Origin of the sequence: Sorangium sp. So ce363 (assembly GCF_051520435.1) — a bacterium.
GTDB classification, from domain to species: domain Bacteria; phylum Myxococcota_A; class Polyangia; order Polyangiales; family Polyangiaceae; genus Sorangium; species Sorangium cellulosum_B.
This window is the reverse complement of record NZ_CP150333.1, coordinates 8,739,492-8,765,771: the sequence shown is the minus strand read 5'-3', so window position 1 is coordinate 8,765,771 and position 26,280 is coordinate 8,739,492. Positions and strand designations below refer to the sequence as shown.

The 26,280-nt window shown below is 70.0% G+C and carries 24 protein-coding genes; 9 read left to right on the top strand and 15 right to left on the bottom strand.

The window, feature by feature from the left end:
* Positions 1–130: 130 nt before the first annotated feature.
* The 9 genes from WMF12_RS33000 to WMF12_RS32960 form a co-directional block, all read right to left on the bottom strand.
* The gene (locus WMF12_RS33000) at positions 131–409 is read right to left on the bottom strand and encodes a hypothetical protein (protein ID WP_437851803.1); all 279 of its coding nucleotides are present in this window, start codon (positions 407–409) and stop codon (positions 131–133) included.
* Positions 410–731: 322 nt separating this feature from the next.
* Positions 732–1,049: an SRPBCC family protein gene (locus WMF12_RS32995; RefSeq protein WP_437851801.1), complete on the bottom strand. Its 318-nt coding sequence runs from the start codon at positions 1,047–1,049 to the stop codon at positions 732–734.
* Positions 1,050–1,093: 44 nt separating this feature from the next.
* Entirely contained in the window at positions 1,094–1,756 is a 663-nt protein-coding gene (locus WMF12_RS32990) for an alpha/beta hydrolase (protein WP_437851799.1), read from the bottom strand.
* Between the two features lie 327 nt (positions 1,757–2,083).
* The gene (locus WMF12_RS32985) at positions 2,084–3,904 is read right to left on the bottom strand and encodes a hydrogenase maturation protein (protein WP_437851796.1); all 1,821 of its coding nucleotides are present in this window, start codon (positions 3,902–3,904) and stop codon (positions 2,084–2,086) included.
* A 103-nt stretch (positions 3,905–4,007) separates the two neighbouring features.
* Positions 4,008–5,024, bottom strand: a complete 1,017-nt coding sequence (locus WMF12_RS32980) for a GlxA family transcriptional regulator (protein ID WP_437851794.1) — start codon at positions 5,022–5,024, stop codon at positions 4,008–4,010.
* A 505-nt stretch (positions 5,025–5,529) separates the two neighbouring features.
* Entirely contained in the window at positions 5,530–7,731 is a 2,202-nt protein-coding gene (locus WMF12_RS32975; protein ID WP_437851792.1) for a hypothetical protein, read from the bottom strand.
* A gap of 386 nt (positions 7,732–8,117) precedes the next feature.
* Complete coding sequence (locus tag WMF12_RS32970; RefSeq protein ID WP_437851790.1) at positions 8,118–8,360, bottom strand: type II toxin-antitoxin system RelE family toxin; 243 nt, start codon at positions 8,358–8,360, stop codon at positions 8,118–8,120.
* Entirely contained in the window at positions 8,357–8,614 is a 258-nt protein-coding gene (locus tag WMF12_RS32965) for a hypothetical protein (protein WP_437851788.1), read from the bottom strand. The genes WMF12_RS32970 and WMF12_RS32965 overlap by 4 nt, the downstream gene beginning before the upstream one ends.
* Before the next feature lie 421 nt (positions 8,615–9,035).
* A complete protein-coding gene (locus WMF12_RS32960) occupies positions 9,036–10,049 on the bottom strand; it encodes an alpha/beta hydrolase family protein (RefSeq protein WP_437851786.1) in 1,014 nt (337 codons plus the stop codon).
* Between the two features lie 1,048 nt (positions 10,050–11,097).
* Here WMF12_RS32960 and WMF12_RS32955 point away from each other — a divergent pair.
* Positions 11,098–11,853 carry a hypothetical protein gene (locus WMF12_RS32955; RefSeq protein ID WP_437851784.1) on the top strand — a complete coding sequence of 252 codons (756 nt, stop codon included), beginning with the start codon at positions 11,098–11,100 and terminating at the stop codon, positions 11,851–11,853.
* A 220-nt stretch (positions 11,854–12,073) separates the two neighbouring features.
* On the opposite strand, the gene WMF12_RS32950 is transcribed toward WMF12_RS32955, so the two are convergent.
* On the bottom strand, positions 12,074–12,247 hold the full coding sequence (locus tag WMF12_RS32950; RefSeq protein ID WP_437851783.1) for a hypothetical protein: 174 nt from the start codon (positions 12,245–12,247) through the stop codon (positions 12,074–12,076).
* 122 nt (positions 12,248–12,369) lie between these two features.
* Here WMF12_RS32950 and WMF12_RS32945 point away from each other — a divergent pair, with 122 nt between their 5' ends.
* The 3 genes from WMF12_RS32945 to WMF12_RS32935 all read left to right on the top strand — a co-directional run bounded on the left by WMF12_RS32945 (position 12,370) and on the right by WMF12_RS32935 (position 14,744).
* The gene (locus WMF12_RS32945; RefSeq protein WP_437851781.1) at positions 12,370–12,942 is read left to right on the top strand and encodes a CAP domain-containing protein; all 573 of its coding nucleotides are present in this window, start codon (positions 12,370–12,372) and stop codon (positions 12,940–12,942) included.
* A gap of 705 nt (positions 12,943–13,647) precedes the next feature.
* On the top strand, positions 13,648–14,247 hold the full coding sequence (locus tag WMF12_RS32940; RefSeq protein ID WP_437851780.1) for a hypothetical protein: 600 nt from the start codon (positions 13,648–13,650) through the stop codon (positions 14,245–14,247).
* Between the two features lie 161 nt (positions 14,248–14,408).
* Entirely contained in the window at positions 14,409–14,744 is a 336-nt protein-coding gene (locus tag WMF12_RS32935) for a hypothetical protein (RefSeq protein WP_437851778.1), read from the top strand.
* Between the two features lie 270 nt (positions 14,745–15,014).
* On the opposite strand, the gene WMF12_RS32930 is transcribed toward WMF12_RS32935, so the two are convergent.
* The 5 genes from WMF12_RS32930 to WMF12_RS32910 all read right to left on the bottom strand — a co-directional run bounded on the left by WMF12_RS32930 (position 15,015) and on the right by WMF12_RS32910 (position 20,745).
* Positions 15,015–15,461, bottom strand: coding sequence for a hypothetical protein (locus tag WMF12_RS32930; RefSeq protein WP_437851776.1), 447 nt, complete (start codon positions 15,459–15,461; stop codon positions 15,015–15,017).
* Between the two features lie 82 nt (positions 15,462–15,543).
* The gene (locus WMF12_RS32925; protein WP_437851775.1) at positions 15,544–16,608 is read right to left on the bottom strand and encodes a DUF1835 domain-containing protein; all 1,065 of its coding nucleotides are present in this window, start codon (positions 16,606–16,608) and stop codon (positions 15,544–15,546) included.
* A 977-nt stretch (positions 16,609–17,585) separates the two neighbouring features.
* The gene (locus WMF12_RS32920) at positions 17,586–18,263 is read right to left on the bottom strand and encodes a hypothetical protein (protein WP_437851772.1); all 678 of its coding nucleotides are present in this window, start codon (positions 18,261–18,263) and stop codon (positions 17,586–17,588) included.
* On the bottom strand, positions 18,260–19,195 hold the full coding sequence (locus WMF12_RS32915; protein ID WP_437851770.1) for a PEGA domain-containing protein: 936 nt from the start codon (positions 19,193–19,195) through the stop codon (positions 18,260–18,262). Before WMF12_RS32915 ends, WMF12_RS32920 begins: the two co-directional genes overlap by 4 nt.
* 14 nt (positions 19,196–19,209) lie before the next feature.
* Positions 19,210–20,745: a serine/threonine-protein kinase gene (locus WMF12_RS32910; protein WP_437851767.1), complete on the bottom strand. Its 1,536-nt coding sequence runs from the start codon at positions 20,743–20,745 to the stop codon at positions 19,210–19,212.
* Positions 20,746–21,086: 341 nt separating this feature from the next.
* Here WMF12_RS32910 and WMF12_RS32905 point away from each other — a divergent pair, with 341 nt between their 5' ends.
* The 5 genes from WMF12_RS32905 (at position 21,087) to WMF12_RS32885 (ending at position 26,274) form a co-directional block, all read left to right on the top strand.
* Complete coding sequence (locus WMF12_RS32905; RefSeq protein ID WP_437740625.1) at positions 21,087–21,737, top strand: Isoquinoline 1-oxidoreductase subunit; 651 nt, start codon at positions 21,087–21,089, stop codon at positions 21,735–21,737.
* Positions 21,734–22,192: a (2Fe-2S)-binding protein gene (locus WMF12_RS32900; RefSeq protein WP_437851765.1), complete on the top strand. Its 459-nt coding sequence runs from the start codon at positions 21,734–21,736 to the stop codon at positions 22,190–22,192. Before WMF12_RS32905 ends, WMF12_RS32900 begins: the two co-directional genes overlap by 4 nt.
* A gap of 2 nt (positions 22,193–22,194) precedes the next feature.
* Entirely contained in the window at positions 22,195–24,465 is a 2,271-nt protein-coding gene (locus WMF12_RS32895; RefSeq protein ID WP_437851763.1) for a molybdopterin cofactor-binding domain-containing protein, read from the top strand.
* Between the two features lie 163 nt (positions 24,466–24,628).
* Positions 24,629–25,321 carry a DUF969 domain-containing protein gene (locus WMF12_RS32890; RefSeq protein ID WP_437851761.1) on the top strand — a complete coding sequence of 231 codons (693 nt, stop codon included), beginning with the start codon at positions 24,629–24,631 and terminating at the stop codon, positions 25,319–25,321.
* Positions 25,318–26,274, top strand: a complete 957-nt coding sequence (locus WMF12_RS32885; protein ID WP_437851759.1) for a DUF979 domain-containing protein — start codon at positions 25,318–25,320, stop codon at positions 26,272–26,274. Before WMF12_RS32890 ends, WMF12_RS32885 begins: the two co-directional genes overlap by 4 nt.
* Positions 26,275–26,280 lie beyond the last annotated feature (6 nt).

Below are 26,280 nucleotides of genomic sequence, written 5' to 3'. Positions count from 1 at the left end.
GCTCCCCGGCCGTGGTGCGTCTGCGGCGCGCTCCGGCGCCGGGAAACGTTCCGCCCTGCCGTTCCTACTGTACGGATGCTCGTCTCCCCCACGCCGAGGCCACGCGGAGATGCGACTTTCGGGACGGGAACTAGGCTAGGGGATCATCTCCTCCAGGGAGAACCACGCCAGGCGAGCGATCGCCGTCCACCTGGTCGAGCTCGTCCACGCCGCCGGCGAGGACTTCGAGCGCGAGCTCGGGGCGGCCGCGCAGGTGAAGGGGGGCACGTCGGGCGCTGATGACGGGACACTGGTGCTCAGCGTCGGCGAGCTCGGGGCCGTCGCCGTCCACCTGGTCGAGCCCGTCCACGCCGCCGGCGAGGACCTCGAGCGCGAGCTCGGGGCGGCCGCGCAGGTGAAGGGGTGGCACGTCGGGCGCTGGTGAGCGCGTAGGTAAAAGAAGCCGGATCACTGCGCGAAGAAGTGTGGCGCGGCGAACCGAAGTGGCGGGACCGCGCGCGTCGCGACGCGTCGTTCATGGGTCGAAAGAGCGAGCCCCGCGCGGCGCAGAGCGCGCCAAGGGGCGCATCGGCGTGCCGCGGGCATACATCGCCCTCCGGGAGTTGGTCTGGCCCGGGATGTTCTGGCGGCTATGGGGCGTCCCCGAGCGCCTTGCGGCGCAGGACAGTGCTCTTCCAGTACGGCGGCCCTCGGTTGGGGCTTGGAGGTCGGGATCGTACAGAAAGCTGCTGTCAGGGAGCCGGTTTCGCATTGTTCATCGGGAAAGCGCGCTGCGCCGGGCGCGCGAGGTGCTCTGCCTCGATCAGCGTCTTCAGCCGCTCCATCTCGTCGCGCACGTCCCTCGCCAGCCATTCACGCAGGAACGGATCCATCACCCAGCGCCACGGCGCGAAGAAGCCGAAGCGCTCGGTATGCACCACGCGGGTGCCCACGGCGGTCTCGTCGAGATCGAAGCCGCCCTCGAAGGTGAGGAACAGGCAAGCGGGGAACGAGCGCAGGCTGCGATAGCGCACCGCGTGGCGGCCAAGGATCGTCATCTCGAGCGTCACCGGCGGCCCCGGGAGGCCCGCAGAAGTCGACGAGCGCGCCCGCTTCAAGGCGCCGGCGCCGCGTCCGCGAGGCCGTCGGCGGCCCGCCCGATCCGCTCCAGGATCTCGCCCACTTCCTCGTCGGAGGTGTCGTGCTCGACCCCGACGTACTCGCGCAGCTCCGCGGTGTACCCGGCGCGCCGCAGCTCGGCGATCGAGGCGCGCGCGCCTCGGGTCGGCACCGCCAGGTCGGAGGCGCCGTGGAAGGCCGTGACCGGCGGAAGCGTCGCCGGGCGCGGCTCCGAGCTTAGTGCCGCCGACGGGTAGAGCGACGGCGGGAGCAGACCGCTGATGGGGAAGGCGGCCGCCAGCGCCTCGGGGTGGGTGACCGCCAGGGCGAAGGTCATGATGCCGCCCTGCGAGAAGCCGGTGACGAGGGGCTCGCCGACAGTGGGGCGGGCGGCTACCAGGGCGGCGAGCGCGGCGGCGATCCGATCTGCTTCCCGCGTGACCAGGGGGGCGGCGACGTCGTCGCTGACGGAGTCGTACCAGATGTACATCCCGCCGCTCGGGTGGCCGTACGGGAGGATGAGCCGGGCGCGGCGGCGGTAGCGCCGGAGCAGCTGCAGGAAGTCCGCGGGGTCCCCGCCCATGGGGTGCAGCGCGACGATCATCGGCACCCGCTCGTCGGGTCGCGCCCCGCCCGTCATGTGCTCGAGGTAGCGCACGCCCGCGATCTCGCCCCGGGTGGTGCTCCCCGGCGCTCCCGCCGGCGGCGGAGGCGCGACCGGCCCCGCTGACGGCGTCTCCGACGACGGACGCGCGGCCGCCGACCCCGCTGGGGGCGCCGGCGCCGGCTCGCGGCTGCACCCAGGCCCGGCCAGGAGGACCACGCCGATGGAGAGGAGCAGGCGCAAGCGAAGGGGATCGGCCGGCGGGTGGCGCATCAGTACAACAGTACTCCGATCGCGGGAGCGACGCCGCGCGCGGATCGACGCGCGGCCTCTTGCGTTCGTCCGCAGTGCTGCAGTCCCGATCGCCGTGGTCGCACCCCATCACGGTGTCGCGGCGAGGGCAACGGCTTCCCAGCCGATGGACGCGAAGGAACGGCGGTTACGGCCCAGCCCGGGCGCATCGGCGCAATGGGCGTTGCCTCTGGCCGCATCCAGGTTCGTCACGCATTTCAGCAGGCCGACCTTGGGCACTTTCCGGACGAAAGCGCTGCGGGCCAGGTGGTAGGCCGGGGCCTCGCCCCAGATATTCCGGCGCATCTCCGCCAGTTCCTCTTCCCGGTAAGCCGCCAGCGGTTTCCGCTGCTCGTCGGCGGCCCGTTCGGCCCGCTTGCCCTCCAGCCAGGCGTGATGATGGCCGCTGCTGGCCAGCTGCTCGGCGATGCGGCCGATCTGCTCGCGGAACTGGGAGAAATGGCTGCCGCCCAGGTCGTCCTGCACGATGATGTCATCCACCAGGCCGATCGCCCTGGCCTCGCGGATGCCGAGCGGCAGGCAGCGCTCGGTGAGCTCCACGGCCTTGGCCAAACCCACCCGCTTCGGCAGGGAATAGGTCCAGTATTCGGAACCGTAGAGCCCCCCCATGCCTTTGTAATGCGGGTTGAGGACGATGCCGTCACGGGCGAGCACCCGGTCGGCGGCCAGGGCCATCATCACCCCGCCGGCCCCGGCGCTGCCGTACATGGCGGCGATCACGATCTGGTCGGATGCGGTCAGGATGGTCTTGCAGAGGTCATCCATGGCATTGATGTTGTTCCAGGACTCCTGGGCCGGGTCGGCGGCGGCCTCGATCAGGTTGAGGTGGATGCCGTTGGACCAGAAATCCCGCCCGCCCTGCAGGACGATGACCCGGGTGGGGCGGCGGCGGGCGAACAATACAGCCTGCTCCAGGCGCCGGCAGTGGTCGGTGCCCATGGCGCCGTTGTAGAAACGGAAATTCACGTAGCCGACGCTGTTCTTCTCCTCGTACCAGATGTCGCGGAAGGTCTTGCCCCGGGTGAGGGCGTCGATGAAGAGCGGCAGCTCCGGCACCTCCTGCATCACATCGGGACCCAGCACCATGGCCGCAGGCAGCTTGAACCGCCGCTCCTCCGGACCGTTCTTCGGCCTCAGGTGGGAAATCCACACGGCCCCGTCCACCGCTGCCCGACAGATGGCGCCATGGCGCTGGGCGATGATGTCCCCCGGCTTGCCCACCAGTGCGCTCTCCTCGTGGGCACCGAAGAGATAGACCTCTTGGCCGGCGATCTCGTCCAGCACCCCCGGTGCGCCGTCCCCGGTCCGCACCTTGCGGAGGATGTCCGCCACCCGGTCCGACTCCCAGTCGACGCGGCGCTGGGCCTGCTTCAGCACAGGCCGGAAATGGCCCAGGGGCTCGGCCCGCGAGTAGTCCAGGGGCGCCGGCACGAACATCCGGCTCTCGAAGCGCTGCACCGCCACCTCCATGGCCTTCACCGCGCAGCGGGTGATCTCGTCCCGATACAGGCTGCTCTTGCTGCCCTCGCGCATGGCGCAGCGGTAGGTGGCCCAGATGGGGCCGGAATCCATGTGCTCGACCGCCTCCACGACGGTCACGCCCCACGCGGTTTCCCCGTTGTAAATGGCCCAGTCCAGGGAACTGGGACCACGGTCGCCGACGATGCCCGGGTGGACGATCAGGCAGGGCGTTCGGCTCCAGATGTCACGCGGAATGACATGGGCCAGCATGGGGCAGAGAATCAGATCGGGCCTGAACTGCGCGACCACTTCGCGCATCGCTCCCGCGGTCGTCGCCGCGGCAACACCCACCTGATGGCGATCCTTGAAGAGCACGTACGCCTGCTGGGTCAGGCTGTTGAAGCTGCTGGATAGCAATAGTAGTCGCATGGTTGCTCCGGACGGTTGATGGGCTTCAACAGGATTTATTGCCATGGAAAGTACCGTCGGAATGACGGGAGTCTAACCGTTACCGCATGACCGGATGATCGGATTACAGAACACCCGCCCTTCTGAAACGCGACCGGTAGACCAGGGGGCTCACCTTGAAGTTCCTCTGAAAACAGCGACGCATCGCTTCTGCGCCACCAAATCCACACTTTTCCGCGATCATCTCCACCGGCGACAGACTATTTTCAAGCCATGCCCTGGCCTTCTCCAGGCGGCTCTGCTCGACGAACCTGGCGGGGGTCAGCCTCACTTCGCGCTCGAACAGGCGAGCGAAATTGCGGGGGCTCATGTGCATGCGCCGCGCCAGGGCGTCGACGCTCAGATTGGCCTCGGGATGGGCATCGATCCAGGTCTGCAGCTCCCGGAAATCCCGCCGGGCGCCGGAGCTGTTGTGCAGGACCACGTTGAACTGGGACTGCCCACCGGGTCGGTTGGGGAAGACCAGCAGCCAGCGCCCCACCATGGCGGTCGCCTCCGGCCCGAAATCCTCCTCGATCATGCAGAGGGCGAGGTCCATGCCCGCCGTGACGCCACCCGAGCTGTAGCGGGAACCGTCACGGATGGCGAGACGATCAGGTTCCACCCGGATGTCCGGGTATTCCTCTGCCAGTTGCTGGCACCAGTGCCAGTGGGTGGTGGCGCGGCAGCCGTTCAGCAGCCCGGCCTCGGCCAGCAGAAAGGCGCCGGTGCAGACCGAGCCGATCCGCCGCACCCGCTGGTCCATGCTCCGGACCCAATCCACCAGGACCGGATTGTTGCGGGCCCGGTCGACCCCGATGCCGCCCGTCACCAGCAAGGTGTCGATGTCGTCCCCCACATCGGCAAGGTCATGGTCCGCAATGATCTGGAGCCCTGACATGGTCCTGATGGGTCCCGCCCGCTCGGCGATCACCGAGAATCGGTACGCCGTCCAATCGGGATTGCAGGTGAGGTGGAGCCAGCAGTTGACGAAGGAGAACACTTCCAGTGGACCGCACACATCCAGGATCTGGCAGTCGGGGAAAGCCAGCATGGCAATGTGGCGGGTTCTCGATGAGGTTGTCGGGGTGATGTCGGTCACGGCCACCTCCTCGGACTGGGATTCCGCGCCGATCGGGGCCTGCGCTGGATGGTGCGGCGGCTTGAGCCTGTCGGCAATGTCAAAGATCCCACCTTACCTGCCAACGACCAGCGAATGACCGGTCCCAACAGGTGACGGCAACGGAGCTCGCTCGGGAGGTCAAGATCCCGCAGCCGACCTTGTCAAAGTGGCATGCTCTCTCTCAAGCAGTCATGCCGCAGGGAGGAACGCCCAACGACCTCAAGCAGCTCGCCGGACCGGTACGATCGGCCGGCGACAAGGTCCGCATCGTGCTGGCTGCCGAGCGGCTCTCCGACAACGAACTCGGCGTGTTGCTGAGGCGCGAAGGCGTGCACACGAGCGAGTTGGAGGCGTGGGGTAGTGGTCCTGCCGGCGCGCGCGTCCGGGATCTACGCCGCGGCGATGCTGGGTTCGCTGGCGACCGCGATCCTGCTGTGGCGGCGCGAGTCCGCGCCCCGCGCCGCCCAGGCGTCTCAGGATCGCGTCAAAGGGTCGTGATCGTCACGTCGTCGAAGCGCACGTTGCTCATCGCCCACGAGAAGAGGGCGACCGAACCCCACGCGTACGTCACCTCGCTCGGCACGGCCAGCACCACCTGATCATTGACCTTGATCCGGTGCGTCGTGCCCTCGCGCTCGACCCGCACCGTCATCCATGCGTTCTGCGGCGGCACATAGCTCGTGTTGACCGCGAGCTCGGTGAAGACGCCGTTGTCCACCCGGACCAGGCGCGCGACGCTCAAGCTCGCGTCGAACATCACCCGGTAGTAGCTCGAGCCGGTGTCGTTGATGGCGTACATGAGGCCGAAGCCGTCGGGGTCGCCCGCGTAGATCTTCGCCGAGAGCGCTCCCTGCCCGAAGGCCGTGTGGGGCGCGACGAGGTAGGTCCCGCGCATGTCGACAGCTCCGTCGGCCGCGGTCTGGGGGTAATCGAACGCGCTGCCCGTCTCGGTCGCCGCTCCGCCTACCCCGCTCCAGCTCGGCGAGCTGTCGGTGATGCCCTCGTTGATCACGGTCCAGACGCTCGGCGCGACGCCTTGATCGAACGTCTCTTTGAAGGGGATGGTGCCCAGCTTGGCCACGTTGACCGAGCTCAGGTCCACGGTGACGATGGAGCCGGCCGCCTTCCCGCATGAGGTGGTCTTGATCTCCTCCCAGAGGAGGTAATCGTGGGAGACCCAGGTGTGCCGCACCGACTGCAGGTTGACGTTCTCCACCGGGTAAAGCGACTGATCCTGGAGGCTCGCCGCGTAGATACCCTCGTATTCGTCCGTGAGCGTGCTCTTGGCGAGGTTGGGCAGGCCGTAGAGGCCGCCCCACGTGTCGTTGTGGAGGTCCTCCCATTTCTTGTAAGAATGCCCGCTCACCGAGGCCAGCTTGTATTGCCAGCCGAAGAGCGAACCCGAGGAGAAATCGATCACGTCGAAGTCGTTCAAGGACTGAGAGGCCTGCTCGCTCACATCGAAGCTGAAGCTCGTGGACGGCCCATCGACGCCCACGCCCGCGCCAACCGAGAACCCGTTCGACGTGGTGAACGTCGAGGACTCGTTGGCCGAGTGGGGCCTGTGGGCGTAGGGCGAGAGCCCCTCCCGCAGGGGACGAATCGAGTGCTGGAGGGTCTCCTGGAAGTAGCCGCGGTTGTTCCCCGAGTTCCACTTGAGCCCGCCGGGGTTGTACTGGGTGCCATTGCCCGCGAAGACGACGTATTTGCCCTCCGGCGCGTTGGAGGCGAGGAGCGTCACCGTGAAGTTGCGGTCGATGACGGAGCGCTGGCCGTCGTCGCCGCACTCCCAGTTGATGGAGGTGGGCGTCACGTTGTACGAGCGGTAGGTGCCCTCGGGCAGAGGCTCGGTCACGAGCTGGGCGAGCGCGTGGGCCTTGTGGTCCGCGAGCAGGCCCTTGATCTCGGCGAGGAGCTCGCCCCGGGCAGGTAACGCCGTCTGCGCGACCTCGGACCTCGAGGCGATCCGGGGCTTTGCGTCGATGGTGATGGGCTCGGCCTCGGGCGCCGCGTCGAACAGCGCGTCGAGCTCGGCCTCGCTCCTTTCGAGCTTCTTTCCGAGCTCGGCCCGCTCGTCCGTGGTCATCCGGGCGTACCTCGCCTTCGCGGAGGCCGGCAAGCGCACCGAGCTGTGCTCCTCGGTCTCCTCGCCGGTGACGTCGCCAAAGACGCGCACGTCGAAGCGCTGGCCGCCCGGGCTGGGCGCCGCGTAGACGACTTGCGCGGACATCCCGATGCCCAGCGCCAGCGCGACCTTCTCGGCGTCGCGCGCGTTCTCGAGGATCACAGGCACCCCCGCGAGGCGCGCTGCCCGGAGCAGGGACGCGTAGGAGCGGATGTCGTCGGCGCTCGCGGCCTCGGCGTCGATGAGCACGGCGGACGCCTCTGCCACGCGGCTCGCCGGGCTCGGATCCGCGATGAGGTCCGGCCGGAACCTCGAAGGGGCGCCGTCCATGAGCTCCGCGAGCAGAGGGGCCTTTTCGCGTTGAATGGACGTGAGAGCGACGACAGGGCCCGTCGTGACAGCGGCGGGCTTCGCGGCCGGGCCGCTGGGCTCCGCGGCGCCCGGCTCATGATCAGTGAAAGGATCCGCCTGGGTCTCTGGGGCAAGGCCCCCGCAGCCCGCGACGGCCAGGAGGGTGAGGGCCAGGGGAGAGAGGCGAGCCAGAAAGGTGAATTGTCGCATGGGGGTCCTCCCAGAACATTCGTTGCAGGGTGAGGTCGGACGCGCGGGCGGTGGGGGCGCCGATGCCCCTCGCTCCACGCGCCTCAAACCTTTTCCGTAAACGGAGAGGAAGACCCGACACGGGCTCGGTCGATTTCTGGATCGACCGAGCCCGCGCACTCCGAGCCCCGCGGCTCCTCGAACTCGGCCCGCTCAGCGCGGAGAAGAGGCGCCTCCTTCGCCTTCATCAGGGTGAGCGCCTCGCGGACGTCCAGCGCGGCTCGGTCCTTGGCTACGATGGGGTCGAGGAGCTCTCTGGCACGGCAGTAGGCGTGCTTCGCCTCACAGGATCCGGAAGCGACCGACTGCCGTTCTGGCGCTCGCTCCACCCCGTCGGTGCACGGACGCTACAGGCTGTGCACCCACCAGACGCGCATCACGCCGTCCCAGGGGTCGAGCGTGGTGAGGACGCGATACCGCCCGACGCGCAATCTCATGACACCGGCATGGTCAGCGGGGACGCGGCGGACGTCGCCCTCGCCGGTCGTGGCGAAGCGCTGCACGGCCGCGTCGATGCGTTCACCGTCACGCCAGTGGATCCGCTGAAGCGAGATGATGCCCGACGGCATCCACTCGACCTCCCAGCTCATCGACGCAGGCGCGCGCGCATCAGCTCGTCGAACTCCGCCCCAGCGCCTTCGGCTTCTGCCCGCCGCCGGAGCTCAGCCGTGACCACCTCGTGCGGGATCCCCTGGCCGTCCGCCCCAGCCTCCATCGCCGCGCGCTCCTCCTCCGTCAGCGGCTCGTCATCGATCGGCGCGCGCAGAACAGCCTGCCACACTGGGTCGTTCTCGGGGATGACCGGCAGCCGAGCAGGCGCGGCGCTGTCTCGTCGGGGGCTCATCCCCGAGATGCTACTACGGGCCCCTCGTCAGATCGACGGCGCAGGATGTGGAAATTGTAGACCGCTGACGGCAATGCGCGGCGTCAGCGGAGCCGATCCCGCTCCCAGCGCTCCTGCTCGGCGATGGACGCGTCGGCAGCACGGACGCCCATGACCCATGACGAAGAGCTCCGCGTCCGCCGTTTCGTCGAGGTCTAGGCCGGCGCGGAGGGCATCACATCTCGGACGGCAGTTCGCGCGCGGCCTCCGCTCATCGCCGCCCAGGACGACCAGCCCCGCGCCCGGCGCAGGTCGCCAGCAGCTTCCGAGCCTCCCGCGCCGAGGGGTCCACCGTCGAATCCACGCGCCCGCGCCGGGCGGTGTCAACGTCCGCCTTGCCCGCGCACGAGGCGCGCAGGGCGCGGACCGATCACGGCGGCGGTCACTGCTGCTCGCGAAAGAACTCGATGCTTTGCCTCATCGCCTCCGGGACGGAGGTGAAATGATCCCCTGCGACCGGCACCACCTTGACGTCGAGCCCGCTGCGCTGCGCCAGGAGGGCGAGCCGCTGGCTCGCGGGGCCGAAGAAGCGCTCCCCGCCGGACAGCCCGTGGTACAGCCGCACCGGGCACCGAAAGCTCGTCGCATAGGCAACCGGCGAGCGGATCTGGAACTCCCGTATGTCGTACGGGCTGAAAGGGATGAGCCTGGTTTGACCCGAGGACCAGTCGATCTGGTTGGGCGACCCGGAGAACGACGCGGCGGCGCGAAACCGGTCGGATCCCATCGCTGCGAGGAGGGTGAGTGTCCCTCCCACGCTATGGCCTGCGACATGGAGGCGATCGGGTTGCACATAGGGCAGCTTGGCCAGGGCGTCGGCGGCGGCGAGCACGTCGTCGACCTCGTGGAAGAACATCGAGAACCCGCCGGGGAGGCCGTTCTCTCCTCGGAGCATGGGCATGAGGACGACGAAGCCCGCGTCGCGATAGGGCTCTGCCATCTCCCAGTCATCGAGGGCGAAGGCGAACCCACCATGCAGGAACAGGACCGCGGGCAGGCGGCGTCCGTCGGCCGGGGGCTCACTGACCCATGCCTTGAGCTTGAGGCCGCCGGAGAGATACGATATCTCGCGCGCGCCCGGGGGCGGCGGGACGTTCTGGTAGCTCTGAGGTGCCGGATCCGCGGAGATGAGCTTGGTCTTGAACTTCGCGCGCGCCTCTGCATAAGGCTCGTCCTGCAGCTCGAGCCCTGGGGAGACCGGGGGCAGCGGCGCGGGCTCCGGCGCCGGCTCGGCGGTCTCCGCCGCGATCGGCGCGGCCGGCGCCGGCTCGGTGCCAGCTGGCGCGGTGAGCCCGCGAGCTCCTGGGGCAGCGCGCGGCACCTCCTGGCAGGCGAGCGCCGTGAGCGCCGCGAGCGCGATGATGGGTCGAAGCCGAGGGCGCGTGATGAGGGGCATGTCCAAGCCATGATCTATATCAACCATGGTAGTTCGTGGAAGCCCCTCAGATGAGGCGCCATGTGGACGCACCTGTGCCCACACGCGCGGCGCCGTGCCGGGCGCTCGAAGGCCTCGTGATGCCGAGTGGAAGACGAAAGAGGGAAGGTGAAAGTCGTCCCTCCCCGGTTTGAGCGAGGACGGCGCGTAGGTAAAAGAAGCCGGATCGCTGCGCGAAGAAGTGTGGCGCGGCGAACCGAAGTGGCGGGACCGCGCGCGTCGCGACGCCTCGTCCATGGGTCGAAAGAGCGGGCCCCGCGCGGCGCAGAGCGCGCCAAGGGGCGCATCGGCGTGCCGCGTGCACACATCGCCCTCCGGGAGTTGGTCTGGCCGGCGAGGTAATCGAGGCTGACGAGGAGCAGGATGAGGTGCGCCGCACCGAGGCGGGCCTTGATCTCGGCGTCCCGGTCGCTGCCGACCCCGATGCGCCCGGTATGCCAGGTGCGGACTTTTCCTTCGCGCTTCAGGGCCGACAGATGTCTTCTGAGCACGTCCTTCTGCTTCTCGTTCGCGGCTGCATACGATACGAGATGAATACGTCAATCGGGACAACCGCAGGAACCACGAGGATAGCGTAACAGGAAGGAGCCAGGCGGACGGGCGGGGCGGGCTTTCATCAAAGCCTTTCCTTGTCATCCAGATGCTGGCGAGTCTGTACATCGAAGAGGGCTGGCCCCGAGGTGCAAGGCTTGCCCTCTGGTATCCGTCCTGTACGAGGGCCGGCTGCATCCGCACCGGTCGAATGGCATGGAGCGCTGGAGACGCCACCGCGTCGTCCCAGACCGAACGCCTCGACGAGGCACCCGTCCCCGCCGGCCCTGGCCGGCCAGCGCGACCAATTTGCCGAGGGTGGGGAAGGAGACTTCAATCCTGTTCGTGGTAGGTTCACGCATTGCGCGCCCGCCCGATCGACGATGCAGCCCCGCTCGCATCCTTTGGCGGAGCCGTCCTCGAGCGCCGCGTGGACACGCAGGTGAACATTCTCGTTGATGGAGGCCCGATGATACGGATGAAGCTTCTTGGATTGTTGATGGCCGGCCTCTCGCTCTCGCTCTCGCTCGTGGCATGCGGCGATGGGGAGGGGAGCAATGGGGGCAAGGCCGGCAGCAACACCGGCGGCGGAAGCGACACCGGCGGCGGGACCGATACCGGCGGCGGGACCGATACCGGCGGCGGGACCGACACCGGCGGCGGGACCGATACCGGCGGCGGGACCGACACCGGCGGCGGGACCGACACCGGCGGCGGAAGCGACACCGGCGGCGGGACCGATACCGGCGGCGGGACCGACACCGGCGGCGGGACCGACACTGGCGGCGGGACCGACACCGGCGGCGGAAGCGACACCGGCGGCGGGACCGACACCGGCGGCGGGGATGCTCTCGACGGCGAGCAGCTCGGCGAGCTGACGGCCGCAGAGGCCCAGCAGGTGTGCGACGACGTCACCGGCTCACTCGATCTCTCGAAGGAGGACCTGTGCGACCTCGCCGGGGTGCTCGCCAGCGTCGTGGATGGCACGGACTGCGAGACCGCCAGGGCGGATTGCATCAGCGCTCCGGAGGCGCCCGAGCCGACCGGCTCGTGCGACACGGCCGGCTTCGCGGGGTGCACCGCCACGGTCGCGGAGCTCAAGGCCTGCATGATCGCCACGGGCGACGCCTTCGAGGCGATCACCTGTGCGTCGTCCATCGATGACTTCTCGCCGCAACCCGCGGCGTGCGCGGCCGTCAACGTGAAATGCCCGGGGCTCCTCGCAGGCAGCTGAGCGCTCGTGAGATCGCCCCTACGGGGACGGCGGTCCTTCGGCGTGCCGATGGACGAGCTGACCGGTCGCGTGATCTCGGCGCGCGCTCTGCTCCCCAGGGAGCACGCCCGGCTGGCGGAGCGCCTCGAGGAGCTCCCGACCTGGGACGCGCGCTTCGACCTCCCGCTCGCCCCGGTACCCCGGCGGGAGGCGAGGCGCTCCGAAGCAGCGCGAGCATAGCTCACAGTTCGTCGCCGCTGACAAGCGCCACGTCGCGGAATTGTTGCCGTTTTCGACCGGCCCCTAGGGTATAGCCTATCAGCAGGATGGTAATCCATCTGCGATGATGGCTGGATGGCTGGATGGCTGGATTTCCATCCGGCTGGATAACGGCTATCCCGACGTCCGGCGCCATGCCCGGACGTTGCCGTCCACACGGCTGTAGGGCTTATCGGTACAAGGTCTGTCGTGAGTTGACATAGCCCATCATCGAATTAATTGTTGCGGCGCGCGGCCGAGCTGTAGGACAATTGTTCCGTGAATACGCTCGGCTCACGTCTCCACGGGTTCGCGCTGCTCTCCCTGATGCTTGCCCTCGCTGCCGGGTGCGGCAGCTCGCCCGACGACGCCGACGCCCCGGCGAGCGGCCAGGGCGCCGACGAGCCGCCCCGGATGGTCGGGATGACGGCGGCCCACAACGCGGCGCGCGCCGCGGTCGACCCGCCCGCCGATCAGCCGCTGCCCCCGCTCTCGTGGTCGTCCGAGCTCGCCGCGGTGGCTCAGGCCCATGCCGATAAGTGTGTGTTCCGCCACAGCGCGAACGGCTACGGAGAGAACCTCTTCGCGACGTCGAGCGGCGCCTCACCCGCCCCCGAGGATGTCGTCGGCTCGTGGATCAGCGAGGCGGTCAGCTACGACCTCGCGAGCAACGCCTGCAGCGCCGCCACGTGCGGCCATTACACCCAGGTGGTCTGGGCCGACTCCCTGCGGATCGGCTGCGGGATCGCCAGCTGTGCGGACGGCTCACCGTTCGAAGGGGGCAGCGCCTGGCAGTTCTGGGTGTGCACTTACGATCCTCCCGGCAACTTCGTCGGCCAGCGCCCCTACTGAGCCGAGCGCGCAGCGCGCGCTGAGCCGTCCGCGCGTAGGTAAAAGAAGCCGGATCGCGCCCTCCGGGAGTTGGTCTGGCCCGGGATGTTCTTGCGGCTACGGGGCGTGCCCGAGCGCCTTGCGGCGCAGGACGGTGCTCTTCAACGCTCGGGGCTCCGGGTCGCCTACGGCGCCCTGCGCCCCGAACCCCAGTACGGCGGCCCTCGGTTAGGGGAGCGGCCTGGAACGTCGGTCGGTCACGGGGAACGTAAACGGGCCCAAAGAGATTCCGGGTGATCAACGGAGATCCATGGAGCTAACAGATAGAAGAGGCAGTGACGGCGGCGGGCGCCGAGGGCATGGTCATCACGCCCTTCGGCGGAGGCAACGTGGCATCTCTCGACAAGGGCGCAGGAAGACGTCGCGGCGGCACAGGAATCAAAGTATTGTTGCGCAGGACACGCGCGAGGGTGCGCAGGAGGACGCCGCCAGCGGCGCAGGACCCGTGCGACTGTCACAACGGACACCGAAGTAGCTGCGCAGGAGGGACGCCGGGGCTGCCCAGGAGGGCGCCACGGCCGTTGACGGGGCGTTTGCGTATCGACGGTTGTCCGATCGCTGGTTGATCACTCGAAGTGCGCCCCCTTGACCTGGCGTGCGCCGCCGCGTAACCATCGCCTTCGGTGGCTCCAGAGTGGAGCGTGGGTTCTCTAGGAGGAGATGGTCATGCAAATGTATTACTTGATCCCGCTCGTGTTCATGGCGGCCGCTTTCGCGTACTCGATGCACGTCCGTAAGAAAGCCATGGCCGAGGCCGCCAACATGACACCGGAGGAGATCGAGCAAAAATTCAGCGACTTCTACGCCCAGTATTACGAGCTCCAGCCCGGCGAGCGCATCATCGGTAACTGGAGCGGAGTCGAGTACCAGGCGCCCGCTGGCACGGCCCGCCGCATCGCCGGCGGAGTCCTCAACGCCGCATCTGCCGCCATGATCGGCGTCTCCACCTACGTTCCCAACGTTCACGTCGGCCTCACCAACCGCGGCCGCGTCCTCGTCTCTCGCGAGTACAGCGACTTCGGCAAACGCGGCAACTACAAGCACCTCGCCGCCCTCGATCAGGGCACCCGCGCCTTCAACCAAGACGCGGCGTATCCCGGCCAAGACATCGGCCCCCGCCCCGGCAACCCCTTCAACCCTCTCGTGAGCCTCGAGTTCATCCAGCTCCGTTCGCCGAGCGGCGACACATACGAAGCGTGGCTGTCCCCGCAGGGCAGCCGCCACGGCCAGCACGGATTCAGCTCGATCTTGCAGTCGCTCGGTTGAGCGCCGCGAGCGGGGCGACGCTGACCAAACCACTCATCCCTGCCAGTTTGCAGCCTCATGGAGCCACCTGACGGCGTTTCTTGCAGGGTCATGGGGCCACCCCAAACGCAGGAGGATGGGGCCACCCGCGCGGGGGGCGTGACCCAGTTTTTTGCAAGGTCATGGGGCCAGCTTCCGAAGCGACGTTGCCACTGCCGCGCGACCGCGAACCGACGGACGAAGAGATCCACGCGATCGCCCAGCGCGTGCAGGCGCGCCCGGTGCCCGACGCGAGCGAGGAGTGGAAAGAGATCGGCGCGCATCGCGCACGTATCGAGGCCTGGCTCGCCGAGACTCGGCCGCTGAAGCTGACGAAGATCCACCTGCTGCTCAAGCGCGACCACGGCGTCAGCGCGAGCTACGACACGCTCCGGCGCTTCGAACCCCCAGTACGGCGGCCGCCGCGTCGGCGCTGGGTGAGCGGCTTGGAACGCCGGTCGGCTCGCCGAGCGCGGTGAGGAGGCGGGCGATGTTGCTCGGCTCGGTGATCATGGCGAAGAGCTTCATCCTGCCCTTGCAGGCCAGGCACTCGAGGAGAAGCAACGATGGCTCCGTCACGGGAGCCAGGGCAACACCTCGCTCTCGTTCTAGGCGCGGCGCCCCGCTCCGAGGCGCCGCGCCGTGCCGCTCACCCGCACCGAGGGCAACCGCTTCGGCGAACGAGCTCCCCACGCTCGCAGACGCTGCGTGACCGTCTGTAAGTTCCGATACTTGGCGGACCGCCGAGCCTACGCGCCCCGCGGGCTGGGAGGCTGGAGATAGAACGGGCTTACCTCCTTATCGAGCGCCTCGTACTCCTCCGAACTCGACTTGTGATTCAGGTGCATGAGGACCGCCCGCGCGGCCTCCTGCAACGGCATAGGCGGCGCTGTGGTGCCGTCCCATGCTTCGCAGAGCGCCCGGAAGCTCTCGAGGCGCTCGAGCAGCGCTAGCCACCATGCCCGCGTCTCCGGCTCATTCTGGCGGACTGGCCGGAAGGTGGCGAGCAAGCTGTCGGTGTGGCCGAGCGCAGGGCGGCGCAGCTCCGCGGGGGGGATCTTCGCGACCATCTTGGGCGACGCGAGATAGCCGCACCACACGAGGGCTGCGGCGAAGGTGGCCGTATCCGGGATCGCTGCCAGCTCCGCCTCGGTAGGCGGCGGGCGCGGGTCCTGGTCTTCTGGCTCAGGGGGCATGGCGAGTCCCTCTATCACTTCGGTCTACAGGGCTGAATCCAAGTGGGCCAGCTGGCTTCCGAGCGCGGGTTTAGGCTAGCCCTCACAGGCGAGCGAGCCGTCCGTCTTCGAGCAGCACCCAGGGGGCCACAGGTGAGTACGCCTCGGTCCCCGCTACGGGAAGGCGCGGCGCGTCCGCAAGCTGATCGAGCCCCTTGTCTCGGAGTCGCGTACCACGTTCGGTGAGGCGGTACACCCACGACTTCATCGCAACGTCAGGCCTCACGTCGGATGCGCGCTCTACGAACTCGTTCGAAGCGTGCCTCGCCCATTGGGCCAGACGATCTTCTAGGAACAGGTCGCCTGTACAGGAGAGGAGCTCCCGCAGTTCCAATCCAGACTGCGACTTGTGGCAGAACACGGACACGTCAGTTTGGTACTCACCTACCGAGAGGATGGTCAGGATGAGTTCATCGAGTTGGCTGAGGCGCAGGGTACCTTCCGTGGTCTTCCTAGGAAAGAAAGATGACAGAAGTCCCCACAAGGGGGTAAGTTCCGGAAACCCTTCGACACCAGCCATACTGCTTTCGACGAAGGGCAAAGGATCCTCATCGGCGTAGCTTTCCCAGAGGCGAACGGCACGATCGTAGCGTTCCACTGGCCAAGGGCACGACTTGGCGAGACGATCCAGAAGAACGTTGTCGAGATGGTCGGCGACCGACGCGGAGCAGTTGAGCCGCGGCATGCTCGGTGGCTCGCGGAACCTATTCATTGTGCCGTAGACACGCTCGAGCTCGATGATGAGGACGTCACTGCACGCGATCCCGATGTGCCGCAGCCAGCTACAGACCCTCCATAGGTTCACTCGTTCATGGAGGCTCACTGATACCCACAAGACAACGGGCAGCTCCCAGCGAACATCCTGCGAATAGAGCTGATCCCACTTTTGGCCCGATTCGTCTGCACCCGAACGCTTCTCAGACAAAGAGCACCAGGCCTCACGCGTCCGCACATGTTCCAGGGCATCGAGGCGGCTCGGCCCGACAACAAGGCAATCTGACGAACGCACGACGTTGGCCGCGTCGAGTTGCACCAGGCGGTCTGCTGTTGGCGGGTCAAAGGCAACATGCGTCGCATCGAGAAGGGCAGGCAGGTCCGTCGTGTTCATTCGAATCCACAGCTGTAGCATTCACTGTGCTTGTACGGGCGCTTATCCTGACAATCCTCGCGACAGTAATCACAAAGGCTCCGATGGCCGATCGGACGCGTGCACTGCCTCCCCATGTCCCTGCACTTTTCGTGCATCTCGGTACATTGGTGAACTGGCGTGCAACCTGCCATTAACGCGGACGAGTCGCTGCCCACGTCTTCGTTTCCGCCTTCGTCTTCATCGCCGTTACTTGGAAAATCTCCTGCCCCTGCGGATTCGGTTGGGTATCCAGCACCCGCGCTTCCCGACTCCACTGTGTCGCAAGTGTAGGACAAGTCGCATGCCGACACGAGCATCGCTGCGAGCCCGCCGCACAATACGAGCGCGCTCACCTTCATCACCGACTCATGTTCCATACATTCCCCCCCGTTTCGGATGCGCGCATCGATCCCCTACCGGAAAGTCGGCGCCAACCGGTGATCTGCAATCCTGTCCTGCGGTTATGCGCCCGGGGGATGGGCTCGGCGGGTTGCGTCGAGCGTCGGCAAGCTCGGCACCGTCGCCATCCGTCCACTGGGCGGGTACGTCCAGCGCGGATCTTATGACGCCTCTAACCGGACCTTACGGGCGTCGCCCTGGGCTCGTCTGCCTCCGCGGATCGTTTGCGGACCGCGTCGTCCTTCCGAGAAGATCCCGACTAGTCAGGAAACCGGAACGTCTTGGCGGCGATGCCCTCCTCCCCCGTAACCTCGTCGCTGGACCAGATATCCCAGCTCACGCCGCCCTTGCCCGGCAGTCCGAGCTCATAGGAGACGCCCTCCAGCGTGAGCTGGTCCTCGTCGAGGTAGGCGATGCCGATCGAGTCGCCGCCACGCCCGGGGCCGCCGTAGCCGCCGGGACCCCCGTCGCCCCCATTGGCACCCTGACAGGACCACAGGCCGCCCCCCGAGGTGGTCCTCCCCCGCTTGCGGTGCCGTTCGCGAGGCGGGATCGAGCTAGTCGCCGTCCGCGCACGCCGGGGGAGGGCAGCGGCCTTCCAGGATGTCGCGGCACACCTTGTCGCGCGCCTTCTTGTCGACCGCGCCGAGCGCGGCGTAGATCTGCTGCGTGCCGCACCCGAGCGACCCCTCGACCGTGAGCGAGCCGCACGCGTTGAACACCTCCGGCGCCGGCAAGACCGCGCAGAGGGCCTCGCAGGCCGCGATGTCCGCGAGCTCGATCGGGCATACGGCCGCGTAGAGCACGCACACCGCCTCGCACCGCCCGACGCACCCGGCGCCGCCCTCCGGGCCGAGCGGCCCGGCCGCGGTACAACCGGCGGGATCGCCGGTCTCCGGCGCGCGGCACCCGGCATAACCGTCGGGCGAGGGCATCGCCTCGCAGACGGTGCAGCACGCCTCGACCGACGGGTACTGCGGCGTGAGCTCGCAGAGATCCATCGACCGGGCGCAGTGCGCCGAGCACGCGGCGATCTCGCACGGGCCGGCCTCCTGCGCGGGCGGAACCCAGCTCTCCGGGCTCCCATCGCCGGCGTCGCCCGCGGCGGCGCCGCTGTCGATGCCGTCGCCCCCGGCCGAGGTGGCGCCGTCCTCGCCGTCGGGCAGCGGGGCGACGACCTGACATCCGGCGACCCACGCGGCGAACGCGCAGGCGGCAGCGCGGCGCGCCCTCACAGCGTCCCTCGCATGCTGATGTAGCCCGGACCGACCGCCCAGGTGACGCTCGAGGCCGGGGTCTTCGAGCGCTCCAGGCCGAGGGTGATGCCGCCGACGGCCGCGCCCGCGATGGCGAGGCCGAACCCCACGTTCGAGATCCAACCCAGGGCGTTGGCGTCGCCTCGCGCATCTGCGGAGCAGCCCGAGGCGCCCTGCCGGCACGCCTCGGCGAGGTCGTTCCTCGCGCTCAGGTAGGCCGCGCCCACGCCGAGCCCCACCGCCAGCCCGGCGCCCGAGGCCACGAACCCGCCGATGGCCCACGGCGAGACGCCGTCCGGGCGGGGCTCCGGGGTGAGCGCGACGTCGATCGCCGTGATCTCCCGCTCCGGGACGTAGACCCGCTGCCGGGCGCCGACGTAGCCGTCGGCCTCGACCTCGACCCAGTGGTTGCCGGGATCGATCAGGGTCCCCTCCGAGGAGGCCTTCACCTCCTGGCCGTCGATCCGGAGCTTGGCCCCGGCGGGGCTCGGCACGAGCCGCACCTTCAGCCGGGGGATGCGGTCGTCGAGCTCGTCGCGCAGGGCGTCGGCGCGGCGCCGCGCCTGCATGAACGGCCAGGGCTCCCCGGGGAGCGCGCGCGACGAGGCGATCGTGGACGCGAGCTCGCGCGCCTCGCTGAGCCGGCCGATCGCGGCGAGCGCCTTCGCCACCTCGATGGAGGTCGAGGGCACGCGGACGAGCTGCTCGGCGCGCTCGTAGGCGCGGAGCGCCTCCGCGTACCTCCTCAGGATGAAGAGCTCGTCGCCCAGGTACACGAGCTCCCGGGCGTCGCGCCGCGCCTTCTCGTCCGCGGCGCCGCCGGCGGTGTCCGCCGCGTCGCCGGCGAGCGCCGGCGGCGACGCGAGGATCAGGCTGGTGATCATCAGCAGCGTGCTGGGCCGGGGGCGCATGGGTCTCCTCTCTGTCAGAAGCCGAGATCGCGGCGCCAGCGCGTGCGCGTCGCGACCGTCTTGCCTGGCGTCGCGGCAGGCGCGGCGAGCGCCGCCGGCAGGGCGTTCTGGGCGCCAGACACGGCCGGCACCCTGGCGTCGGCTGCCGCCCGGATCGCAGCCTGCGCCGTGGCCGCAGCCCGCGCCTCGGCCTGGTGCGGCCTGGCGTCGTCCTGCGCCGTGGCCGCGGCTTGCGCCTCGACCTGCGGCGCCGTGGCCGCGGCCCGCGCCTCGGGCAGCGGCCCGCTCGTCGCGCACTGGGCCGCGGGCTCGGCGGCGGGGGCGGCGCGCCCAGGCGCTCCGCCGGCAACCATCGCGAGCGACGCGGCCTGCGCTGCCGGCGCGGTCCGGGCGACGCCGGATGCCCCCGCCCACGCCAGGGTGCTGAGGCCCATGACGGCGCCCGCGGCCAGGGCCCAGGTGCGCGCCCGCGCCCGCTGCCGGGGCGAGCTCGCGCCCAGCGTGCCGAACGGCATGAGCGTGGTCACGAGGGACGAGTAGCCTTCGCCCGAGCCGAGGGCCTCGCGCGGGGGCATGAGCTCGGTCTGGGCGGGCCGCGCGACGCGCGGGGCAGCGAGGGCGGCGTCCAGCGCATCGAGGACGGCGCGCGCGCTCCGGGCGCGGCGCGCCGGGTCGGGCTCGAGCAGCGAGAGGACCCAGGCGTCGATCGCGGGCGGCACACCCGGGGCGAGCCGGGACGGCGGCGGGGGCGGCCCGCGGTCGATCGCCACGGCCACCGCGGCGACGGTGGCGCCGCCGAAGGGGATCTGCCCGGTCAAGCAGAAGTAGGCGACGACGCCGAGGGCCCAGAGATCGCTGTGCGGTCCGACCCGCGCGCCGCCCGCCATCTGCTCGGGCGACATGAAGTGCGGCGTCCCCAGGATGGCGCCCGTGACGGTGAGCCGCTCGGCCTCCTCGACGGTGTTCTTGGCGATGCCGAAGTCGAGCACCTTCACGAAGGGCTCCCCCTCGCCCTCCACGAGGAAGATGTTCTCGGGCTTGATGTCGCGGTGAACGATGCCCGCCTCGTGCGCCCTGGCCAGCGCGGCGCAGAGCTGGCGAAGGATGGAGACGGTCTCCTCGAGCGAGAGCCGCCGGCGGCGCTCGACCAGATCTTGCAGCGTCTGCCCTTCCAGGTGCTCCATCACGATGTAGGGGACCCCCTGGTCGGTGAAGCTCACATCGAACACGCGCACCACGTGCGGGCTCTGGATGCGGGCCGCGGCCTCGGCCTCCCGGTGGAGGCGCACGACGGCCAGCGGGTGGTCCATGTACATGTCGCGGAGGAACTTCACCGCGACATGGGTCCTGAGCGCGACGTGCTCGGCGAGCCAGACGCTCCCCATCCCTCCCTGGCCGAGCGCGCGGATGAGCCGGAGCTGGGAGCCCACGTGCATCCCCGGCAGCGGCCCGCGCTCGGAGCTCGACGCGGTGTGGCAGCCTGCCTCAGCTGGGGCGATCAGGCAGGGCGATGGCTGGGTGGCCTCGCCTATTCCTAACGTCTTGCTCATGCCGGAGCTGGCTTGCACGCCGCGAGCCATCGCTCTGGCAGAGGGGTTGAGGGGACATGCGCCGGCGTCGGGGTGTCCAGTCGTGGCGTGGAGCCGCGCTGCGTAGCGCCCTCGTGACAGTTCGCTACAGGCGCGCTAGCGGCTGCGCTGCGCGCTGTCGACACCGGCTCACGGACGGTTCACGGCCGCCGTCCTCGCGCGCTCCCCGCGGCGCCCTGTCGCCGGAAACCGCGACGTAACACGAACTGCGCTGTCGGTGGACGCGACGGGGGACGCGACGAAGGCGCAGGTCGAATCGGGGCTTGTCGTCCGCGCGGCGAGTCACCAGGGTAGGCCGGGCGATGCAGCCTCTCCTCCTCTGTTCCCTGCTGGCTGGCGTCGGCCTCCTCGCCGCGGCGTGCGACTCGCGTCCCGCGGAGGCGCCCAGTCCGGTCGTTCTTCCGCCCGTCGCTCCGGGCGAGCTCCGCAGTCCGGAGGCGTTCGCGGCGATCCGGGACGACGACGCGCGCGCGGCCTCTCTCTTCCTCGAGGCGAGCAAGGTGCTGCTCCACCCGCGCTGCGTGAACTGCCACCCTCACGATGGCGTCCCGCGCCAGGGCGACGCCGGCGAGCGCCACAGCCCGCTGGCCGAGCGCGGTCCGAACGATCGCGGGGTGGCGGCGATGGAGTGCACGTCGTGCCATCAGGCGCAGAACCTCGAGCTCGCCCGCGTCCCCGGGGCGCCGGGCTGGCACCTCGCGCCGGCGGAGATGGCGTGGCTCGGGCGGTCGCCGGCGGCGATCTGCGCGCAGATCAAGGATCCGGCGCGCAACGGCAAGAAGACGCTCGCGCAGATCGTCGAGCACTCCAACCGCGACGAGCTCGTGGCGTGGGGGTGGGCGCCCGGCCATGGCCGCACGAAGGCGCCCGGCTCGCAGGCGGCCTTCGGCGCGCTCGTCGACGCGTGGGTGAAGGCGGGCGCGGCGTGCCCGCCCGAGGAGTCCCGACCATGATCATCCTGAAGGTGAACGGCGCGGAGCAGAAGCTCGAGGTGGATCCGGACATGCCGCTCCTCTGGGTGCTGCGCGACGTGCTCGGCCTCACGGGGACGAAGTACGGCTGCGGCCAGGCGCTCTGCGGGGCGTGCGTGGTGCACCTCGACGGCGAGACGGTGCGCGCCTGCGTGACGCCGGTGAAGCGCGCGGCGGGCGGCTCGGTGACGACGATCGAGGGGCTCAGCCCCACCGGCGATCACCCGCTCCAGCGCGCGTGGGTGGAGCTCGGCGTCCCGCAGTGCGGCTTCTGCCAGGCGGGGCAGATCATGAGCGCGGCCGCGCTCCTGCGGAAGACCCCGCGGCCCTCGAACGACGACATCGACAGGTCGCTCGCCGGCAACATCTGCCGGTGCGGCACGTACACGCGCATCCGCGCGGCGGTCCGCAAGGCCGCCGGCCTTCCCACGGAGTGAAGATGGAACAGCAACGGGTCGTCCTCCTCCGCCGCTCCTTCCTCGCGGGGCTCGGGCTCGCGGTGGGCGGGCTCGCGCTCGGGGTCGCCGAGGCCGCGCCGCCCGCGCCGGCTGTGCCGCCTACGCCCAGCGGCGCGCAGGCGCAGCCGGGGCTCCGGACCGGGGTGTTCCTCCACATCGCGCCCGACGGGACGGTGTCGATCGTCTGCCACCGGTCGGAGATGGGGCAGGGGATCCGCAGCTCGCTGCCGGTCCTCGTCGCCGACGAGCTCGGCGCGGACATGGCGCGGGTGAAGATCGTGCAAGCCGACGGCGACAAGGCCTACGGCGATCAGAACACCGACGGCTCGCGCAGCGTGCGCGGCAGCTACGAGCCGATGCGGCGCGTGGGCGCGACCGCGCGCGCGATGCTCGTCGCGGCCGCGGCCAGGAAGTGGCGCGTCCCCGCCGCGGAGTGCGTCGCCCAGCAGCACGCTGTCCACCACGCGAAGTCGAAGCGCTCGCTGGACTTCCGCGAGCTCGTGGCCGACGCGGCGAAGCTCCCGGTGCCCGACGCGGAGGCGGTCGCGCTCCGCCCCGCCTCGGAGCTCAAGCGCGTCGGCGGCCTGCTCCCGCTGCTCGAGGGCCCGGCCATCGTCACGGGCGCGGCCCAGTTCGGCGCGGACGTGCGCCTGCCGGGCATGCTCACCGCGGTCATCGCGCACCCGCCGGTCGTGGGGGGCAAGGTCGTGCGGTACGACGGGGCCCGCGCGCTGGCGGTCCCGGGCGTGAAGAAGCTCGTGGAGCTGCCGGCGCCGAAGGGCGTCGGGGTGGGGTTCCAGCCGCTCGGGGGCGTGGCGGTCGTGGCGGACACGACGTGGGCCGCGATGCGCGGCCGCGCGGCGCTGCAGATCACATGGGATCACGGCGAGAACGCGTCGTACGACTCGGCGAGCTACCGCGAGGCGCTCTCGCGCGCGGTGCGCGCGCCGGGCAAGGTCGTGCGGAAGGTCGGCGATGTCGACGGGGCGCTCAAGGCGGCGGCGCGCACGGTCGAGGCCGAGTACTACGTGCCTCACCTCGCGCATGTGGCCATGGAGCCGCCCTCGGCGGTGGCGAAGGTCGACGCGGGCGGCTGCGTGGTCTGGGCGCCGACGCAGAACCCGCAGGCGGCGCGGACCGAGGTGGCGCGGGCGCTCGGCGTCGACGAGGCCAAGGTCACCGTGCACGTGACGTTCCTCGGCGGCGGCTTCGGCCGGAAGTCCAAGCCGGACTACGTCGCCGAGGCGGCGCTGCTCGCGCGCGAGCTGGGCGCGCCGGTGCGCGTGCAGTGGACCCGCGAGGACGACGTGCAGAGCGGCTACTTCCACAGCGTCAGCGCGCAGCACCTCACGGCGGGGCTCGACGCGAGCGGCAAGGTGACGGCGTGGCTGCACCGGACGGCGTTTCCGCCGATCCCGTCGACGTTCGACGCGAAGGTGAAGACCCCGAGCGAGAACGAGCTCGGCCTCGGCGTGCTCGATCTCGCGCTCGCGGCCCCGAACGTCCGCGCCGAGGCGTGCGACGCGCCGGCGCACGTCCGGATCGGGTGGCTCCGGTCGGTCTGCAACATCTTCCACGCCTTCGCGGTGCAGAGCTTCATCGACGAGATCGCGCACGCGCGGCAGGCGGATCCGCGCGAGGTGCTGCTCGAGGTGCTCGGCCCTGCCCGGAAGGCGACGCCCGCCGAGCTGGGGGTCGACAAGGTCCCGAACTACGGGGCCTCGATCGAGCAGCACCCGGTTGACGTGGGCCGCCTCCGGCACGTCATCGAGCGGGTGACGGAGATCTCGGGGTGGGACGCCGCGCGCAAGGCGGGCCGCGCGCTGGGCCTCGCCGCGCACCGGAGCTTCCTCACGTACGTGGCGGTCGTCGCCGCGGTCTCGAAGGACGCGCTCGGCAAGGTGAAGGTCGACGAGGTGTGGCTCGTCGCGGACCCCGGCACGGTCATCAACCTGGACCGCGTGCGCGCGCAGATGGAAGGCGCGGTGGTCTTCGGGATGAGCATCGCGCTCCACGGCGCCATCACGATGAAGGGCGGCGCGGTCGAGCAGACGAACTTCCGCGACTACCCGGTGGTGCGGAGCCCGGAGGTGCCGGCGCGGATCCACGTGGAGATCGTGAAGAGCGACGCCCCGCCCGGGGGTGTCGGGGAGCCCGGGGTGCCGCCGGTGGCGCCCGCGATCGCGAACGCGGTGTTCGCCTTGACGAAGACGCGCGCCCGGGAGCTCCCGCTGCGGCGCCTGGGGCTGTGATGAGGGCAGGGCGCGCGGAGGGGTGAGCGAGAGGACGCCGCCGCGAGCGGCCCGGATGGATTGAAAAGCTGAAATTGGCCGGGGGCCTCGGTCGCGCACGAGCGGCCGTGGACTGTGCCGTCGCCGGCTTGCGGCGTCGCCCGAGGACACGAGGGTAAGCAGCATGCTCACGTTCCTCGGGGTCGTGGTCGTGGTCGTCGGCTTCGTGGCCCGGATCCATCCGCTCCTGGTCGTCGCGGCGGCCGCCCTCGTGACCTGCCTCTCGGCGGGGATGGGCCTCATCGAGGGGATCTCCGTCCTGGGCAAGGCGTTCAACGACAACCGTTATGTGAGCCTGGTCTGGCTCGTCCTGCCGGTCATCGGCCTCCTCGAGCGATCGGGCCTCCAGGAGCGGGCGCGCGCGCTGATCTCGCGGGTGGAGACCGCCACGACCGGGCGCATCCTGCTCGTGTACTTCGCGGTGCGGCAGCTCAGCGCTGCGCTCGGCCTGACCTCGCTCGGCGGCCACGCGCAGATGGTCCGCCCGCTGATCGCGCCCATGGCCGAGGCGGTGGCGGAGAACCGGTACGGACCGCTTCCGGACAGGACCCGCTGGCTGATCCGCGCCTCGGCGGCGGCGGCCGACAACGTGGCGCTGTTCTTCGGAGAGGACATCTTCCTCGCCATCGCGTCGATCCTGCTGATCAAGGCGTTCCTCGAGCAAAATGGCATCTTCGTGGAGCCGCTCCAGCTGTCGGTCTGGGCCATCCCCACGGCGGTGCTGGCGCTCCTGATCCACGGGACTCGGCTCCTCCTGCTCGACCGGCGGCTCCACCGCGAGCTCGCCCGCGCGGACGCGGGGAAGGCGGCCGAATGATCACGCTCGATGTCGTCTACCTCGTGGCAGGGCTGTTCTTCGCGGCGTCGGCCGTCCTGAGCGCGGTCGACCGCGAGAACTCGAGGCGATGGAAGAACACCCTGTTCTGGGGTCTCCTGGCGATGAGCTTCCTCTTCGGCTCGCGCCTCGGGGATCTCGGCAACGGGGTGCTCGTGATCTCGCTCGTGCTCCTCGCGGGCGTCAGGGGCCTGGGCCAGGGGCGCCCCGCCACCTCGACACCCGAGGAGCGGCGCGCCAGCGCCGAGCGGCGCGGCGACCTCCTCTTCGTCCCGGCGCTGATCATCCCGGCGACCGCCCTCCTGGGCGCGCTGGTCCTCAAGCGGGTCGAGATCCACGGCGCGCACTTGCTCGACCCGAAGCAGGCGACGCTGATCTCGCTCGCCCTCGGCGTGGTGCTGGCGCTCGCCGTCTCCGTGGCGTGGCTGCGCCCGCCGCTGCTCGCGCCTCTGCAGGAAGGCCGGCGCCTGCTCGACATCGTGGGCTGGGCGGCGATCTTGCCCCAGCTGCTGGCCGCGCTCGGGGTCGTGTTCGCGGTCGCGGGCGTGGGGGACGTGGTCGGCGAGCTGGCCGGGAGCGCGCTCCCGAGCGGCGGCCGCCTCGCCGCGGTGGCCGCCTATACCGTGGGCATGGCGATGTTCACGGTGATCATGGGGAACGCCTTCGCGGCGTTTCCCGTCATGACGGCGGCCGTGGGGCTCCCCCTGATCGTGCGCCGGCTCGGCGGCGACCCGGCGATCATGAGCGCCATCGGCATGCTGTCCGGCTTCTGCGGGACGCTGATGACCCCCATGGCCGCGAACTTCAACATCGTCCCAGCGGCCCTGCTCGGGCTACCCGATCGCGACGGCGTGATCAAGGTCCAGCTCCCCACCGCGCTGCTCCTGCTGATCGGGAACACGCTCCTCATGTACCTGCTCGCCTTCCGGCGCTGAGGTCGC